This window comes from Stenotrophomonas sp. Bg11-02 (genome assembly GCF_002836635.1).
Taxonomy (GTDB): Bacteria; Pseudomonadota; Gammaproteobacteria; order Xanthomonadales; family Xanthomonadaceae; genus Stenotrophomonas; species Stenotrophomonas lacuserhaii.
The window spans coordinates 86,891-103,869 of sequence record NZ_PJAY01000062.1 but is presented as its reverse complement, the minus strand read 5'-3'; the positions used below and the strand labels follow the sequence as shown (position 1 = coordinate 103,869).

General features: G+C 66.6%; 11 protein-coding genes. 1 reads left to right on the top strand and 10 read right to left on the bottom strand.

The features are described 5' to 3' along the window. Nucleotides 1–182: 182 nt before the first annotated feature. From CXG43_RS13355 to CXG43_RS13340, 4 genes are all read right to left on the bottom strand, one after another. Nucleotides 183–1,136: a Nudix family hydrolase gene (locus tag CXG43_RS13355; RefSeq protein ID WP_101100356.1), complete on the bottom strand. Its 954-nt coding sequence runs from the start codon at nucleotides 1,134–1,136 to the stop codon at nucleotides 183–185. A gap of 236 nt (nucleotides 1,137–1,372) precedes the next feature. Further along, a complete protein-coding gene (locus tag CXG43_RS13350; protein ID WP_232767788.1) occupies nucleotides 1,373–5,047 on the bottom strand; it encodes an autotransporter outer membrane beta-barrel domain-containing protein in 3,675 nt (1,224 codons plus the stop codon). Between the two features lie 400 nt (nucleotides 5,048–5,447). Further along, nucleotides 5,448–8,177, bottom strand: coding sequence for a preprotein translocase subunit SecA (secA, locus tag CXG43_RS13345; RefSeq protein ID WP_101100354.1), 2,730 nt, complete (start codon nucleotides 8,175–8,177; stop codon nucleotides 5,448–5,450). A 187-nt stretch (nucleotides 8,178–8,364) separates the two neighbouring features. Then, the gene (locus CXG43_RS13340) at nucleotides 8,365–9,318 is read right to left on the bottom strand and encodes a M23 family metallopeptidase (protein ID WP_101100353.1); all 954 of its coding nucleotides are present in this window, start codon (nucleotides 9,316–9,318) and stop codon (nucleotides 8,365–8,367) included. Nucleotides 9,319–9,330: 12 nt separating this feature from the next. Here CXG43_RS13340 and CXG43_RS13335 point away from each other — a divergent pair, with 12 nt between their 5' ends. After that, nucleotides 9,331–9,771, top strand: coding sequence for a DUF721 domain-containing protein (locus CXG43_RS13335; protein WP_042613655.1), 441 nt, complete (start codon nucleotides 9,331–9,333; stop codon nucleotides 9,769–9,771). A gap of 273 nt (nucleotides 9,772–10,044) precedes the next feature. Here CXG43_RS13335 and lpxC read toward each other — a convergent pair whose 3' ends face one another. From lpxC to murC, 6 genes are all read right to left on the bottom strand, one after another. Further along, complete coding sequence (gene lpxC / locus CXG43_RS13330) at nucleotides 10,045–10,956, bottom strand: UDP-3-O-acyl-N-acetylglucosamine deacetylase (protein ID WP_101100352.1); 912 nt, start codon at nucleotides 10,954–10,956, stop codon at nucleotides 10,045–10,047. Between the two features lie 219 nt (nucleotides 10,957–11,175). Next, nucleotides 11,176–12,423, bottom strand: a complete 1,248-nt coding sequence (gene ftsZ / locus CXG43_RS13325) for a cell division protein FtsZ (RefSeq protein ID WP_101100363.1) — start codon at nucleotides 12,421–12,423, stop codon at nucleotides 11,176–11,178. Between the two features lie 167 nt (nucleotides 12,424–12,590). Then, entirely contained in the window at nucleotides 12,591–13,826 is a 1,236-nt protein-coding gene (ftsA, locus tag CXG43_RS13320; protein ID WP_042613652.1) for a cell division protein FtsA, read from the bottom strand. Then, nucleotides 13,823–14,554, bottom strand: a complete 732-nt coding sequence (locus CXG43_RS13315; protein WP_101100351.1) for a cell division protein FtsQ/DivIB — start codon at nucleotides 14,552–14,554, stop codon at nucleotides 13,823–13,825. Before CXG43_RS13315 ends, ftsA begins: the two co-directional genes overlap by 4 nt. Then, on the bottom strand, nucleotides 14,551–15,528 hold the full coding sequence (locus CXG43_RS13310) for a D-alanine--D-alanine ligase (protein WP_101100350.1): 978 nt from the start codon (nucleotides 15,526–15,528) through the stop codon (nucleotides 14,551–14,553). The genes CXG43_RS13315 and CXG43_RS13310 overlap by 4 nt, the downstream gene beginning before the upstream one ends. Further along, a complete protein-coding gene (gene murC, locus CXG43_RS13305; protein ID WP_101100349.1) occupies nucleotides 15,525–16,961 on the bottom strand; it encodes a UDP-N-acetylmuramate--L-alanine ligase in 1,437 nt (478 codons plus the stop codon). Before murC ends, CXG43_RS13310 begins: the two co-directional genes overlap by 4 nt. Between the last annotated feature and the right edge of the window lie 18 nt (nucleotides 16,962–16,979).

Here is a 16,979-nt window from a genome sequence, read left to right as displayed (position 1 = left end):
CATGCTCGGCGGCGTTCCGTTCCGGGTTCCCGATGCCGGACGCAGGCCGCGCCGCGCGCTCGCCGAGCATGGCTCGGCGCTACCGGACGGTCGGTCGGACGGTTGGACGGTTGGTCGGTTGGTCGGTTGGTCGGTTGGTTGGTCGGTTGGTCGGTTGGTCGGTCGATCGATCGGTCAGCCGGTCAGGCGGGCCAAAAGCCACGGATCGCAGCGATGCCCTGCGCGCCGTGGCGGCGGGCGGTGACGATGTCATCGGCACCCAGTCCGCCCAGCGCATAGATCGGCAGGGCCACCTGCGCGCGCAGGGCGGAGAAGCGCTCCCATCCCATCGGCTCCGCACCGGGGTGGCTGGCCGTCGCCTGCACCGGCCCCAGCACCACGAAGTCACACCCCAGCTGTTGCGCGGCCTGCAGTTGCGCCAGGTCATGGCAGGACGCCGCCACCAGCTGATCGGCCGGCAGCGGTCGCTCCTGCAGGGTGGCCAGTTGCTCGGCCCCCAGGTGCACGCCAACACCAAGCGTGCGGGCCAGCTCGATATCGCGGTTGAGCAGCCACTGCCCGGCACGGCGGTGGCCGCGCACCGCCGCTTCGCACAGCGCCACGCGCTGCGGATGATCGGGCGGCAGGCGCAGCTGGATGCGCTGGTGCCCGTCGGCGAGGGCACGGCGCAGTTGCTCGCTCCAGCGCCGCTGGTCGCTGTCGTCGTCGGCTGGCGGCGGCGTGATCAGGTAGCGGTCGGGCTGGCGCAGCGCGGCCACTACCGGCAGGTCGGCCGGCGGCATCGAGTAGCGTCCCAGCTTTTCCGGCGCCACCCAGGTGATCGCCTGGCCTTCGCGGCCGCGCGGGCTGCCCTTCCAGCTGCGGATGTGCCGCACCTCCAGCACCAGGTCCTTGTCGGGGTAGGACTGCGGCACGTCCATCAGCCAAGCGCCGACGTCCGCCTCGATGCCGAGTTCTTCCTGCAGTTCGCGAGCCAGGGCCTGTTCGGAACTTTCGCCGGGTTCGCGCTTGCCGCCCGGGAATTCCCACAGGCCGGCCAGATCGCTGTGTTCAGTGCGACGGTTGAGCAGCACGCGGCCGCGCGCATCGGTGATGACGCCAGCCACCACATGGATGGATCGTTTGGGGGGGGACATGGAGGCAGCATGCCGAAAATGGCGGACGTGACGCAAGCTGCATGGGAAGGCCGTGACGACCAACGGTCGTCACCCACCGGACCACCAACGGTCGCCACCCACCGGGGCAACCGCCTGACGGCCAGCGGCCGTCACTACCGGGTAGCGCCCAGCCATGCTCGGCGGCATCGGACCGGCCGAACGACAACGGGCTCCCGAAGGAGCCCGTTGCCGTCCTGCTGGCGCTCAGCGAGGGATCAGAACGCCACGTTCCAGTTCAGCTGTGCACCGACTTCGCGCTGGCCGTCACCGGCGCGGCCCTGCGCGGCGAAGGACAGGCGGCTGCGGCTGGAGGTATTGACCGATACGCCCAGCTCGGCGATGCCGACGTTGCGCGCCAGCGGCAGGCCCTGCACGGTGAAGCTGTCGCTGCCCGCCACGAAGCGATGGGTCGAGTCCGCGCGCAGCTCACCGGCCGCGTTCTGCCAGGCCAGCCCGGCCTCCAGTCGCGCACCGTCCTGCTGGCCGCCGCTGATGTCCCACGCGGCGCGCACGCCGGCCGTGGTGGTCCATGCTTCGTCCTTGCTGGCAGCGATCGCCAGGGCGGCATTGCCCCCGGTTTCGATGCCGGCATCGGTGGACAGGCGGGTGTAGGCCACTGCCACGTACGGAGTCAGCGTCAACGCATCGTCGAGCTGGAAATCCCAGCCACCTTCGACGAAACCGGAAACAGCATGCGCATCGCGGCGGTTGGACAGGGTCTGCCCCCACGCCGTGCCCGCACCGACCGTACGCCGTGTATCCAGCTCGTAGTCGGCATAGCTGGCGCCGCCGTTGAGGTATGCGTTGTCGCCACGGAAACCGGCATACAGGCCACTGTGTACGGCGTCCACGTCGGTCGTCGCGTTGCGTGCGTTGACCTGCTGGCGCAGCGACTCCGGGCCACCGGCCACGCCGAAGGTCCAGCGCTCGCCGATGCTCCAGTCGGCACCGGCCATCAGGCCCTGGCGGTGGTCGCGGGTGCGCGCGGCGCTGCCGTTGCCGTCGCGCTGGCTGGTGGCACCGCTGCCACCGATCCAGGCAGACGGGCCGTCGCCGGCCGGCATGCCGCTGCGCAGGCGCTGGCTGATGCCATCGCGCAGGAAGCGGTCTTCCAGCAGCAACGCACGGTTGCTGGCGTGGATCTCGCCGGACAGGTCATCGAACGCCAGGCGGGCGCTGTCCGCATCCAGCATCAGCAGGCGGTTGTACAGCGCCAGTGCATCACCGGACTGCTGCAGCGTATCCAGCGCGGCGGCCGTGGCCAGCTGGTTGCCGGTCGTCGCTGCGGTAACGAAGACCTGCGGCGGCGGGGTGACCGGATCGACCGGCGGGGTGATCGGATCCACCGGCGGTTCAACCGGCGGGTCGACCGGGTCCACCGGCGGGTCCACCGGCGGATCGACCGGGCCGGTGCCCTTTACGGCAATGTTCAAGCGCACATCGTTGGCGGTATAGCTCAGCGAGGTATCCAGGAACGCCGAACGCGAGATCACGTCGTCGAAGGTACCGGCCACGCCGTCGGCCGCGCTCAGGATCGTGTAGGTCTGTCCATCCTGGTAGCTGGTGGCCGGATCCAGCGCGGTGACACGCACACCGGTGTCGCCCATCTGGCCAACGTTGGCACCTCGCCCGATGTAGGCCTTGCCGGCCACGGTCAGCAGGTCGGCCTGTCCGTTGCCCAGCACGTCCACGTCGAAGAAGGCCTTGTTCGCGACCTGTTCGGGCAGCAGCGCGTTGGCGTTGTAGAACAGGTCGCCGTCGATGGTCATCGTGCCGACACCGGCGTGGCCCGGCGACAGCGTGCCGCCATCGCGCACATAAGTGGTGCCGACCGTCGCATTGCCGGCCAGCACGCCGCTGCCGCTTACTTCAGCCAGCGAGCTTCGACGCACCTCGCTGCCGAGTCCCGCACCGAAATCGATGGTCTGCTGGAACCCTGCCGCACCGTTCAGCACCAGCGTGCCGCCACGCACGTCGATCTGCTGCTGCAGAGCCTGGCTGGGGCCTGTGTAGCCTTCGCCCGCGTACATGTCCGAGTTGATCACCAGGCTGCCGCCGTTGACGGTGATGTCGCCACCGAACGCGCGCAGGTCGCCATCGAGCGTGGTGTTGCCCGACACCTGGGTCAGCGCGCCGCCGTGCAGGTGGGCATTGGACGATCCCGTAGAAACGGTCTGGATGGTGTTGCCCAGGGTGATGTCACCGGTGTGGTTGAACACCAGGCCGCCGGCGTTGCTGTCCATCGAGATCGCTGCGCCATCCAGCGTGCCGGCTTCTTCGGCGGCCAGCCACTGCGGGCCGCCATCGGCCACCGACCATGTCGCCATGCCGCCGCCCAGCACCAGGTAGCCGCTCTGGTCCAGCAGGATGCCGCTGCCACCGGCCACCCGCCCACCGTTGTTCACACTCAGCATGCCGTACGGACCGCGCATCAGCACCGCGCCGACCGTCAGGCCGTTCACCGCTTCGATGGCCGATCCGGCGCCACTGACGCGCACCTGTTCGTCCAGCAACGCCGGCGTCATGGTGACGTCGTTGAGGCCGCCGCTGATGTTGACCGAATCACTGCGGATGACCGCACCGTCCAGCACGTCCAGGTTGGTGCTGATGGCCATCGCACCGGTGTTGGTCCATGCGGTGCCCGCGCCGGTAATGAGGGCGGTGCTGGCGGTCGGGCCGAAGCTGTCCTTGATCGCCGCGCGATCGGATTCGATCAGGCCACCGGCTTCCAGCAGCAGATGGTTGCTCGCATCCACGCGCGCGGCGCGGATCGCCGAACCGGCACCGGTCACCACGATGCTGCCGGCCTGGCCGTAGTCACCGCTGCCCAGTGCGTCGTACTTTTCCGCATTGACTTCGTCGGCGGTGACCACCCCGCCAGCCTCTACGCGTAGCGTGCCGTCACCGTTCTGGCCCACCCGCACGGTGGTGGCGTCGACCACCGATCCCGCGCCGCTGACGGTCAGCGTGCCGGTCGCGTTGTTGGAGGTGCCAAGCACCAGGTCCTGCGACACCAGCTGGCCGCCGCCGCTGACGGTGATTTCGCCGCGACCGCCCTGGCTGGCACCGGACTGCGTGCCTGCGCCAACGTAGATGCCGCGACCGGCTTCGACGCGGCCACCGTCCACGTTGAGGCGACCCTGGCCCACCTGGCCGACCAGCAGATTGTTGTCGGTAACCAGAAGCTCGCCGCCGTTGCGGACGTTGATCGTGCCGCTGCCCGCGGTGTCCGAGCCGAGGCTGACGCCGAAGTTGTTCACTACCGTATATGCCATCGTGCTGGTGACGCGACCGCCATCGATGTCCAGCGTGCCGATGCCCTGGCGGCCGACCAGCAGCTGGCGTGCGGTCAGGCTGGAGTCGGCGCCACGTACCAGCGCGTTGCCGGTACCGCCGGCGCCATAACCCAGCGACACCGTGTTGTTGGACGTGGCCGTGCCACCGTCGAGCAGTTGCAGGGTGCCGCTGCCGGCCTCGCCGATACGCAGCGCCGCGCCGGTCATCTGCAGGTAAGCGGTCGGGCCGATCACCCGCAGGGTGCCATCGGCGCCGGCAACGGTGCCCAGCGATACCAGGCCATTGGACGTCAACGTGCCGCTGCCGACCAGGTCGATCGCCACCGTGCCGGTGTTGCCGATGAAGAAGCCGTCGGCGTAGACACGGGTGTCGCCGATGACTTCATCGCTGGTGAAGTCGTAGGGCACCGCGAATGCGGAAGGTGCCGCAGCGGCACCCACGCACAGCGCGGCAACCACGGCGACGCCGAGCGGTGAGCGACGGCGTGTTGCACCGACGCTGCGGGCCGACGAGGACGTGCCGGACGCAAGTTCAGAGGCCACCTGCATGGCACCGGTAGCGCGGTTGAAGACCAGACGGTAAATCCTGTTCATGAAGCTCCTTGGGATGACGATCAAGACGCGGGTGAGCGCGTCGCGCGCGGGGGATGCGCGCTGGAACCCTGCGTGTGGAAGAACGCGCGGGGCCAGTGACCGTAAGGGCCATGTCAGGAAATTCCGAGGGGGTGCTCCCCACTTTCGTGTGGGGATGCACCCGACACGAACGTCAGAGAACTCTGATTGGCTCCAATAGGTGACATCAATCACATGAGGCATATCGCAGGTGATGCATTTGTGGTCGCGCATTTCCTGCAGTTCTGCGCCTGTTTTGATGGCAATAACGACACTCGATTGCCGCCGGCGCGGCAATAGCGACACGCCGGCGTGACGCTTGCAGCGCAAAAAAAACCCCGCTTGCGCGGGGTTCTTTTCGATCTGCACCAGCGAGGGTGAATCAGCTCAACTGACCGTGGCAGTGCTTGTACTTCTTGCCGCTGCCGCACGGGCATGGATCGTTGCGACCGATCTTCGGCTCGCCACCCTGCGACAGGCCATCCTGCTGTGCGGCCTGCACCTGTGCAGCTTCTTCGTCGGCGCCATAGCCGCCGGCATCCTGGTGCTGGAACTGCGACTGGCTCAGGCGCGCCTGTACCTGCTGGCGTTCGGCCGCTTCCAGTGCCGCCACTTCCTCGTCGCTGCGGATGCGCACGCGCGAGAGCATGGTCACCACTTCGCGCTTGACGTCTTCCAGCATGCCGGAGAACAGCTCGAAGGCTTCCTTCTTGTACTCCTGCTTGGGCTGCTTCTGCGCGTAACCACGCAGGTAGATGCCCTGGCGCAGGTAATCCATGCGTGCCAGATGTTCCTTCCAGCTCTGGTCGAGCACGGTCAGCATGACGTGCTTTTCCAGCGCGCGCATGGTCTCCGGGCCGACGCCGGTTTCCTTCGCCTCGAAGTGTGCGTTGACGCGCTCCTGCACCTTCTGCGCGATGCCTTCGGCGTCCAGCTCCTCGTGCTGCCTGACCAGGTCGGTGACCGACATTTCCAGGCCGAAATCAGACAGCAGCGTGGCTTCCAGGCCCGGCAGGTCCCACTGCTCGTCGATCGAGTTCGGCGGCACGAAGCGCGCCACGATGTCGAAGATCACATCGTCGCGGATGCCATCGACGTTGTCCTTCACCGACTCGGCGTCCAGCAGTTCGTCGCGCTGGGCGTAGATCACCTTGCGCTGGTCGTTGTTGACGTCGTCGAAGTCCAGCAGGTTCTTGCGGATGTCGAAGTTGTGCGCTTCCACCTTGCGCTGCGCCTTCTCGATCTGGCGGCTGACCAGGCGGTCTTCGATGACGTCGTCTTCCTTCATGCCCATCATGCGCATCGCCTTCTGCACCCAGTCCGAGGCGAAGATGCGCATCAGGTTGTCTTCCAGCGACAGGTAGAAACGGGACGAACCCGGATCGCCCTGGCGGCCGGAACGGCCACGCAGCTGGTTGTCGATACGGCGCGATTCATGGCGCTCGGTACCGACGATGTGCAGGCCGCCGGCCGCCTTGACCGCGTCATGGCGCTTCTGCCATTCGGCCTTGGCGCTGGCACGCTCTGCGTCGCTGGCCTCTTCGCCCATCTCGTGCAGTTCGGTTTCCAGCGAGCCACCCAGCACGATGTCGGTACCGCGACCAGCCATGTTGGTGGCGATGGTCACCGCGCCCGGACGGCCGGCGTTGGCGACGATGGTCGCTTCGCGGTCATGCTGCTTGGCGTTGAGCACTTCGTGGTGCACGCCGGCCTTGCGCAGGTGTTCGGACAGCATCTCCGAGGTTTCAATCGAGGTGGTGCCGACCAGCACCGGCTGGCCGCGCTTGTTGCATTCCTGGATGTCGGCCAGCACCGCGTTGAACTTGCCCTGGCGGTTGAGGAACACCTGGTCCGGCGAATCCTTGCGGATGGTCGGGCGGTTGGTCGGGATGACCACCACTTCCAGGTTGTAGATGCTCTGGAATTCGAAGGCTTCGGTATCGGCGGTGCCGGTCATGCCGGACAGCTTGCCGTACATGCGGAACAGGTTCTGGAAGGTGATGCTGGCCAGGGTCTGGTTTTCGCGCTGGACCGGCACGCCTTCCTTCGCTTCCACGGCCTGGTGCAGGCCATCGGACCAGCGGCGGCCGGCCAGGGTGCGGCCGGTGAACTCATCGACGATGACCACTTCGCCATCGCGCACGATGTAATCCACGTCGCGCTGGTAGATGGCGTGCGCGCGCAGGGCGGCGTTGAGGTGGTGCACCACGGTCAGGTTCTGCGCCGCGTACAGGCCTTCGGTTTCGGCATCCAGGATGCCGGCTTCCACCAGCAGGCGCTCGGCGTGTTCCATGCCCGCTTCGGACAGGTGGACCTGCTTGCCCTTCTCGTCGATCCAGAAGTCGCCGTCGCCCTCTTCGCTTTCCTGCTTGACCAGGTTCGGCACGATGCGGTTGACGCGGATGTACAGCTCCGGCGAATCATCGGCCGGGCCGGAGATGATCAGCGGGGTACGCGCTTCGTCGATCAGGATGGAGTCGACTTCATCGACGATGGCGTAGTGCAGGCCGCGCTGGTAGCGGTCGGCCTTGGACAGCGCCATGTTGTCGCGCAGGTAGTCGAAACCGAATTCGTTGTTGGTGCCGTAGGTGATGTCCGAACCGTAGGCTTCGCGCTTGTCGCCGTGCGGCATGCCCGGGTACACCACGCCCACGCTCAGGCCCAGCCAGTTGTACAGCTTGCCCATCTGCGCCGAGTCACGGCGGGCCAGGTAGTCGTTCACCGTGACCACGTGGACACCCTTGCCTTCCAGCGCGTTCAGGTACACCGGCAGGGTCGCCACCAGGGTCTTGCCTTCACCGGTGCGCATCTCGGCGATCTTGCCCAGGTGCAGCACCATGCCGCCGATCAGCTGCACATCGTAGTGGCGCATGCCGAGCACGCGGCGGCTGGCTTCACGGCAGACCGCGAACGCTTCCGGCAACACCTTGTCCAAGGCCTCGCCTTCGGCGATGCGCTGCTTGAACTCCGGCGTCTTGGCCTGGAGCTGCACATCGCTGAGCTTCTCCATGTCCGGCTCCAGCGCATTGACCTTGGCGACGATGCGGTTGAGCTGGCGCAGCTGTCGTTCATTACGACTGCCGAAAACGCGGGTAAGCAGGCTGTTGATCATTGAGGGAACCGGTTGTCAGGTGAACGCCGGCACGGCTCCCTTCAGGAATCCGCCCGCCGCAAACGAAACGGGGCGCCCAGCGCCCCGTCGATGGCATCACCCATTGTAACTTGGGATGGAGGCCGGGGGTTTCAAGCGCTTGGCGGTTCGCGGGGGGCGCATGGCCATGCCCGGCACCCCATACCCGTCAGCCGCGGGAAACGCGCCCCACCGGCGTGTTGCCGCCATCGCCGAGGAACTTGCGGGGATTGACCACCCGGCCGCTTTCCCAGACTTCAAAGTGCACGTGGGCACCGGTGGAACGACCGGTGGAACCGGCCTTGGCCACTTCCTGCCCGGCACGGACCAGGTCACCGACCTTCACCACCAGCCGCGAATTGTGCGCATAGCGGGTGACGTAGCCGTTGCCATGGTCGACGTCCACCACGTTGCCGTAGCCGCCCTTCACACCGGAAAAGCTGACCACGCCCTCGGCCACGGACATCACCGGGTCGCCGACCTTGGCATGGAAATCGATGCCCTTGTGGCTGCGCGCACCGCGGCCGAACGGATCGGCGCGGGTGCCGAAGCTGGAGGTCACGTAGCTGTTGCGGATCGGCATGCGCGAGGGCACGGCGTTCTGCTGCAGCTGGTGGTCGAACATCAGCGATTCCATCACCGAAAGCTGGCTGCCTGAAGCAGCGAACCGCTGCTCCAGCACCTGTAAGTCGGCGTTGATGTCCTTGACCGGGATGTCCACGGTCGGGCCATCTGAATCGCCGTCACCCAGGCCGGGAGTTTCCTGGAAGTCGAATTCACCGTCTTCCAGCTTGCCCATCTGGGTCAGGCGCTCACCCAGGGCGTTGAGCCGGGTGGCCTGCGCCTGCAGCTCGCCGAGGCGGGCAGCGAGGGCGTTGACTTCGGTCTGTGACTGCAGGCGGACCTGCGCCAGTTCGCGTTCCTGGCGGTCGACCTTGGCCTGCAGGCGGGAGTCGCCGAGCAGGTTGGCGCCCATTCCACCGGCGAAGCCGATAATGCAGCCCATGCCCAGCACGCTGCCCAACAGGGCGCGGGGGCGATCCTCGAAATAGAAGCGAAGACGCGCAAGTGGCGTTTTTGCCTTTCCATCACGCGTTTTGATTACGATCTTTTTAAATGCCATCAGTGAGTTTTCATGTCTGAGCCGAAATCCAGTACCCGTCCTGCCTCAGCACCGAAACCGGCACTGGATGCAGTCATGGGTGACAAGAGCGGGAACCCGCTGCGTCGCGCCCTGTGGCTCGATGCGTTGGACCTGCAGTTGCGCCCCCATCTGCCGCCCAGCCTGCGCAGCCATTGCCGGCTGGCCAACGTGAACGACGAGCACCTCGTTTTTCTCGTTGAATCCCCTGTGTGGCACGCCAAGGTGCGGCTCGCCGAAGCACAGTTGATCAACGCGGCCCGGTCCATCGGGCTGAAGGCCACCAAAGTGACCATCAAGACTGCATCCCCCGCTCCACCACGCTCCCCAGCGATCGACAACCGGAACGGACCCCACGCAGTTTCAGCCGCCACGCACAAAGGACTACGCGACGCCTTGGCTAGCCTCCAGGACACGAAACCGTCCAGGTCCTGATGACCGCGAAGCCTCCGGCTCCGCCTCCCCGCACCGCCTGCTTCCGTGGAAGCGGCGTGAAACTTTACGAGGACCGTGGGGCATCCTAACGGCGGAAGGCCGCTCAGTCGTTAGGGTTTTGTTATTTAAACGTTAAGTTCAGTCTTTTAGCGGAACAGGTTCACAAACTGTGACGCGCTGGGCGCTTGGACCCGTTGCGTCACTTTTGGCATCGCCAGAACGCGGAACGCCGCCCGGGGGGCGGCGTCAAACTGTTGATGCAGAACGGCTTTTTCAAGCGTAGGCGGGCGCGCCATAGGCGACAGGTTCGGCCGCCGCCGGTGAGTCGTAGCTCACCCATTCCCACGCGGTCGCATCGGCCATCAACGCACGCACCAGCTTGTTGTTCAGTGCATGGCCCGACTTGAATCCTTCGTAAGCGCCCAGCACCTGGCCACCGGCGAGGTAAAGATCGCCGATCGCGTCAAGGATCTTGTGACGTACGAACTCGTCGGCGTAACGCAGGCCGTCTTCGTTCAGCACCCGGAATTCGTCGAGCACGATGGCGTTGTCCATCGACCCACCGAGGCCGAGGTTGCGCTCGCGCATGTATTCCAGGTCACGCATGAAGCCGAAGGTGCGCGCGCGTGAGATTTCCTTGGTGTAGGCCGCGGTGGAGAACTCGATTTCCTGCCGCGACTGCTTGGCTGGGATCATCGGGTGGTCGAACTGGATGGTGAAGCCCAGCCTGTAGCCTTCATAAGGTTCGAAGCGCGCGACCTTGTCGCCTTCGGTGACCTCGACGGTCTTCAGCACGCGGATGAAGCGCTTGGCGGCATCCTGTTCAATGATGCCTGCCGACTGCAGCAGGAACACGAACGGGCCGGACGAACCGTCCATGATCGGCAGCTCGGCCGAGGACAGTTCGACGATGATGTTGTCCACGCCGAGGCCAGCCAGTGCCGACATCAGGTGTTCGACGGTCTGGATCTTGGCGTCGTTGCAGGTCAGGCCGGTGCACAGGGTCACTTCGGTGACGAGCTCGGCCTTGGCCGGCACGTCGACCACCGGATCCAGGTCCACGCGACGGAACACGATGCCATGGTTGACCGGTGCCGGGCGCAGGGTCATGTAGACCTTGTCACCGCTGTGCAGGCCAACGCCAGTAGCGCGGATCGTGTTCTTGAGGGTACGTTGCGGGATCATGGGGTGTGGCCAGGTGCATGCGGCGGGCCGCGATGGCCTGCCCAAGGGGGTGGGACAGATTAACACGCGACCGGCCCTACCCCGGCTGAAGCCAGGCGGGTCACGGCGCGATGCAGGTAAAGCTCATGCATGACAGGGCTGCCGGGCCCATCCTGGCCCGGCGCCTGTAGTGCAGGACATGGTGCTGGCGACCGGGGAGGACAACCCCGGCGCCGGCGATCAGTCCGCCTGGCGGCGCAGGAACGCCGGGATGTCCAGGTAGTCGTTGGGCAGTTCAGCGGTCTGCGTGGTGGAGCTGCTGGAAGCGGACGACGAGGAGGCCGACGAGGACGTCGCCACGCTGTCGCTGCTGGCCCGACGCAGGCCCAGGCCCACGCCACCGACGGCCTTGGAAACCGCATCACCGCCGTTGTCGAAGTCGGAGAACTCCGGCTGGCCGGTGGTGGCGTTGCGGACCAGCTTGATCGGTGCACGCTCGCCCGGACGCTGGGTCTTGCCGGCGACCACGCGGTTCAGGCCGGTGGCCACCACGGTGACGCGCACTTCGTCCTGCATGTCCGGATCCAGCACGGTGCCGACCACGACGGTGGCATCTTCCGATGCGAAGCCGTCGATGGTGCGGCCGATCTCGTCGAACTCGGCCATGGTGAAGTCCGCACCGGCGGTGATGTTGACCAGGATGCCGTTGGCGCCGGCCAGGTTCACATCGTCCAGCAGCGGGTTCTGGATGGCCGATTCGGCGGCAGCCTGCGCGCGGTCATCGCCGCGGGCGGTGCCGGTACCCATCATCGCCAGGCCCATTTCGGACATGACGGTGCGCACGTCGGCGAAGTCGACGTTGATCAGGCCCGGACGCACGATCAGGTCGGCGATGCCCTGCACGGCGCCCTGCAGCACGTCGTTGGCGGCACGGAAGGCCTGGATCATGGTGGCGTTGCGGCCCAGCACGGTGATCAGCTTTTCGTTGGGAATGGTGATCAGCGAGTCGCAGTGCTGGCTCAGTTCCTCGATGCCCTTCAGCGCGACCTGCATGCGGCGACGGCCTTCGAACGGGAACGGCTTGGTGACCACGGCCACGGTCAGGATGCCCATTTCCTTGGCCAGCTGCGCCACCACCGGCGCAGCGCCGGTACCGGTGCCACCGCCCATGCCGGCAGTGATGAAGACCATGTCCGCGCCCTGCAGCGCGTCCATGATGCGCTCGCGGTCTTCCAGCGCGGCCTGGCGGCCGACTTCCGGATTCGCGCCGGCGCCCAGGCCCTTGGTGACATTGGTGCCCAGCTGCAGCTGCAGCTTCGCACCGCAATTCTTGATGGCTTGCGAGTCGGTGTTGGCGGTGATGAATTCCACCCCGTCCACCGCTGAGTTGACCATGTGCGCCACGGCGTTGCCGCCGCCGCCGCCCACGCCAACCACCTTGATCACCGCATTGGGTGCCATCTTTTCGATCAGTTCAAAATGCGCCATGTCCGTGTCCTCGGTTGTATCCGCTTCCTTTGGCATGTGGCGGGGGAGGCATCCTGCCTTCCGCTGCATGCCGCCGTTGCGGCTGTAGTGGTTTGTTGTTGCCGTGTGTTGCCGTGTGTTGCGGTGTTGCGTTTCAAAGCAGCCGGGCGGGGCCGGCATGGCCGCGGTCAGAACTCGCCGCGGAACCAGGTTTTCAGTTTCTTGAACATGCTTCCCGCGCGTCCGGCCGGCAATGACGGCCGGCGCGGATGCTCGATCTGGCTGCCCATCAGCAGCAGGCCGACGCCGGTTGCGTGGACAGGGTTGCCGACCACTTCGCCCAGACCGGTGACGTGCTGTGGAATGCCCACGCGTACCGGCATCTGCAGCATTTCCTCGGCCAGTTCGACCACGCCCTCCATCTTCGACGCACCGCCGGTGAGCACCATGCCGGCGCGCACCAGTTCTTCGAAGCCGGAACGGCGCAGTTCGGCCTGCACCATTTCAAAGATTTCCTCGTACCGGCCCTGCACCGCCTGCGCGAGTGCGTGGCGCGGCATGCGGCGCGGCGGACGATCACCCACGCTCGGCACCTGGATGCTTTCCTCGGCGGTGGCCAGCTGGGCGAGCGCGCAGGCGTAACGCACCTTGATCTGCTCCGCTTCCGGGGTCGGCGTGCGCAGCATGTGCGCGATGTCGTTGGTGACGTGGTCACCGGCGATCGGCAACGAAGCGGTATGGCAGATCGCGCCCTGCACGAACACGGCGATATCGGTGGTGCCGGCGCCCATGTCCACCAGCACCACGCCCAGTTCGCGCTCGTCGGCGGTCAGCACGGCCACGCTGGAAGCCAGCGATGACAGCACCAGGTCGTCCACCTGCAGGCCACAGCGCTGCACGCACTTGCTGATGTTGGCCGCCGCGGACTGCGCGCACACCACCAGGTGGGCGTGTACTTCCAGCCGCACGCCGGTCATGCCGACGGGATTGCGGATGCCTTCCTGCGAATCGTCCAGTACGTACTCACGGGGGATGGCGTGCAGGATCTTCTGGTCGGCCGGGATCGCCACGGCCTTGGCCGCATCGAGTACCCGGTCCAGGTCGCCCCAGGTCACTTCGCCGTCGCGGATCGGCACGATGCCGGGCGAGTTCTTGCACTGCACGTGGTTGCCGGAGATGGAGGCATACACCGAGCGGATCTCGCAACCGGCCATCAGCTCGGCTTCTTCCACCGCGCGCTGGATCGACTGCACGGTCGACTCGATGTCCACCACCACGCCGCGCTTGAGGCCGCGCGATTCGTGCGAGCCGATGCCGATCACCTCGATCGGGTTGCCGGGCGAGTACTCGCCCACCAGCGCCACCACCTTGGAGGTGCCGATGTCGAGGCCGACGATCAACGATTTGTCACCCTTGCGATTCATGTCCTGTCCTGCGTTTTCTTCGGCGCTGCGGCCGGTGGTTCACCCCAGCTGAGGGTGAAGCCATTGGTGTATCGGAGGTCGGCGCGCTCGATCGGCGCGGCCTGGCTGGCCAACTGCGGCAACACACGTACATAGCGCTGCAGGCGCGAACGCGCGTCGTCGCGGCCCACCACCACTTCGGTCCCGTTGCTCAGCAGCAGCGACCAGCTGCCGCGTGCATCCATGCTCAGGCGGGTCACGTCCAGCCCGGACGGGGCGAACATCGAACGGGCGTCGTTGTAGAGGGTCACCACTTCTTCGGTCTGGCTGTCCGGCCCATCCAGCTGCGGCAGCTGCAGGTCGGCCAGCTTCTTCGGTGTGGGGAACAGCTTGCCCTGCTCGGACAACAGGCGATCATTGCCCCAGCGTGCGAACGGTTTGTGCTCGATCAGCGTCACTTCGAGCACATCCGGCCACTGCTTGCGCACGCGGGCGCTTTCCACCCACGGCAGGCGCTCGATGCTGTCCTGGGCATCCTGCAGGCGCACCGCGAAGAAGCCGGCATGCGCATACGGCAGCAGCACCTTCTGCAGCTGTTCTGCCGGCACCCGCTTGAACTCACCGTGCACGCGCAGCTTGGCCAACGGCCAGCGTTCGGCGCCCACCCAGCCGTTGAGCACGGCCACCACGGGCAATGCCACCACGGACAGGGCGATCAGCCAGACGAAGATGCGCAGCACCGCGTTCATGCGTGGCGATTCTCCTGCGATGGATCGGCCAGGGTCTGTTCCAGCACGCGCCAGACCAGTTCTTCGAAACCGATACCGGCCTGGCCGGCGGCCTTGGGCACCAGCGAATGGCTGGTCATGCCCGGGGCGGTGTTCACTTCCAGCAGGAACAGGCGGCCGGTGGTGCGGTCGCGCATCACGTCCACCCGACCCCAGCCCCGGCAGCCGGCGGCGCGGAAGGCGGCCAGCGCGAGGCGGCCGATCTCCTGTTCGTCCGCGCCGTCCAGGCCCGGGCACAGGTACTGGGTATCGTCGGCCTTGTACTTGGCTTCGTAGTCGTACCACTGGCCCTTGGGCACGATGCGGATCGACGGCAGCGCGACATCGCCGAGGATGCCGACGGTGAGCTCGTCACCGACCACCATCTGTTCCATCAGCAGTTGGCCGTCGTAGCGCGTGGCCAGCGCTACGGCTTCGTCCAGGCCGGCATCGTCGAAGACCCGGCTGATGCCCACGCTGGAGCCTTCGTTGGCCGGCTTGACCACTACCGGCAGGCCCAGCTCGGCGGCCTGAGCGTGTACGTCCGCGGCGGTCACCCTGCGGTACTGCGGGGTGGGCAGGCCGACGGACAGCCACACCTGCTTGGTGCGGATCTTGTCCATGCTCAACGCCGAACCCAGCACGTCCGAACCGGTGTACGGCACGCCGAAGGCTTCCAGCAGGCCCTGCACGATGCCGTCCTCGCCCCCGCCGTTATGACCGTGCAGGATGTTGAACACCCGGTCGACCTCGCCGGCGGCCAGCGCCTTGGCCAGGGCCGGGATGCCATCGATGGCGAATGCGTTCACCCCGCGCGCCTGCAGTGCTTCGAGCACATTGCGGCCGGAATCCAGCGACACTTCGCGCTCGCTGGAGGTACCGCCGAGCAGCACGCCGACGCGACCGAAATCGGCCGGATCGCTGCTGCGCGGGGCCGGGAAAGGCAAGCCGCTCATGCCTGGGCCTCCACGCTGAAGCCTTCGCTGGCGATCTGTTGTGCCACCGCGCCGATATCGCCTGCACCCATCATCAGCAACAGGTCACCGTCCTGCAGCACGTCGGGCAGCACGTGCGCCAGCTCGGCGGCCTTGCCGACCACCACCGGTTCACCGCGGCCGCGCGCGCGGATCGCGCGTGCCAGCGCTTCGGAATCGGCGCCGGCGATCGGCTCTTCGCCGGCCGGGTAGACTTCGCTCAGCACCAGCGCATCGACGCTGGAAAGCACCGCGGCGAACTTGTCGAACTGGTCGCGGGTACGGCTGTAGCGATGTGGCTGGAAGGCCACCACCAGACGTTTGTCGGCCCAGCCACCGCGGGCGGCGGCGAACACCGCCTCCAGCTCGCTGGGATGGTGGCCGTAATCGTCGATGACGCGGACTTTGGCACCGCTGGCGGTGGTGACTTCGCCCAGGTCATTGAAGCGCCGACCGACGCCGGCGAAGCTCTGCAGCGCGCGCGCGATGGCATCCGGGGCCACGCCCAGCTGCCAGCCGACGGCGGCCGCGGCCAGCGCATTGAGCACGTTGTGCTTGCCGGGCAGCGCCAGCACCACTTCCTGGCTGGTGCCCTGCGGCAGGCGCAGGGTGAAGCGCATCCGCGAACCTTCCTGCACCACGTTTTCCGCGCGGACATCGGCGTGGTCGCTCAGGCCGTAGCTCATCACGTGACGCGGCGTCTTGGCCGCCAGCGCGGCCACCTCCGGATCATCGATGCACAGCACGGCCAGGCCGTAGAACGGCAGTCGCTGCAGGAATTCGGCAAACGCCGCCTGCACACGGGCGAAGTCGTTGCCGTAGTTTTCCAGGTGGTCGGCATCGATGTTGGTGATGATCGACATCAGCGGATTGAGGCGCAGGAAGCTGCCATCGCTCTCGTCCGCTTCGGCTACCAGCCACTGGCCACTGCCCAGCTTGGCATTGGCACCGGCGGCCAGCAGCTGCCCGCCGATGACGAAGGTCGGGTCCAGCCCGCCCTCGCTCAGCACCGCCGCGGTCAGGCTGGTGGTGGTGGTCTTGCCGTGCGTGCCGGCCACCGCGATGCCGCGACGGAAGCGCATCAGTTCGGCCAGCATCGCCGCGCGCGGCATGATCGGGATGCGCTGGCTGCGCGCTTCCATCAGTTCCGGGTTGTCTTCGCGGATCGCGCTGGACACCACCACGCAATCGGTGCCGAGCACGTTGGCGGCCGAGTGGCCGCGCATGATGCGTGCGCCGAGTCCGGCCAGGCGACGGGTCGCGGCATTGTCGGCGTTGTCCGAGCCGGACACTTCATAACCCAGCGTCAGCATCACTTCGGCGATGCCGCTCATGCCGGTGCCACCGATGCCGACGAAATGCACGCGCGGGAAAGCGCGCACCAGGTCGTTGGTGTCGTGCAGGCGGCGGATCATGCGCAGCTCCGCGTGGTG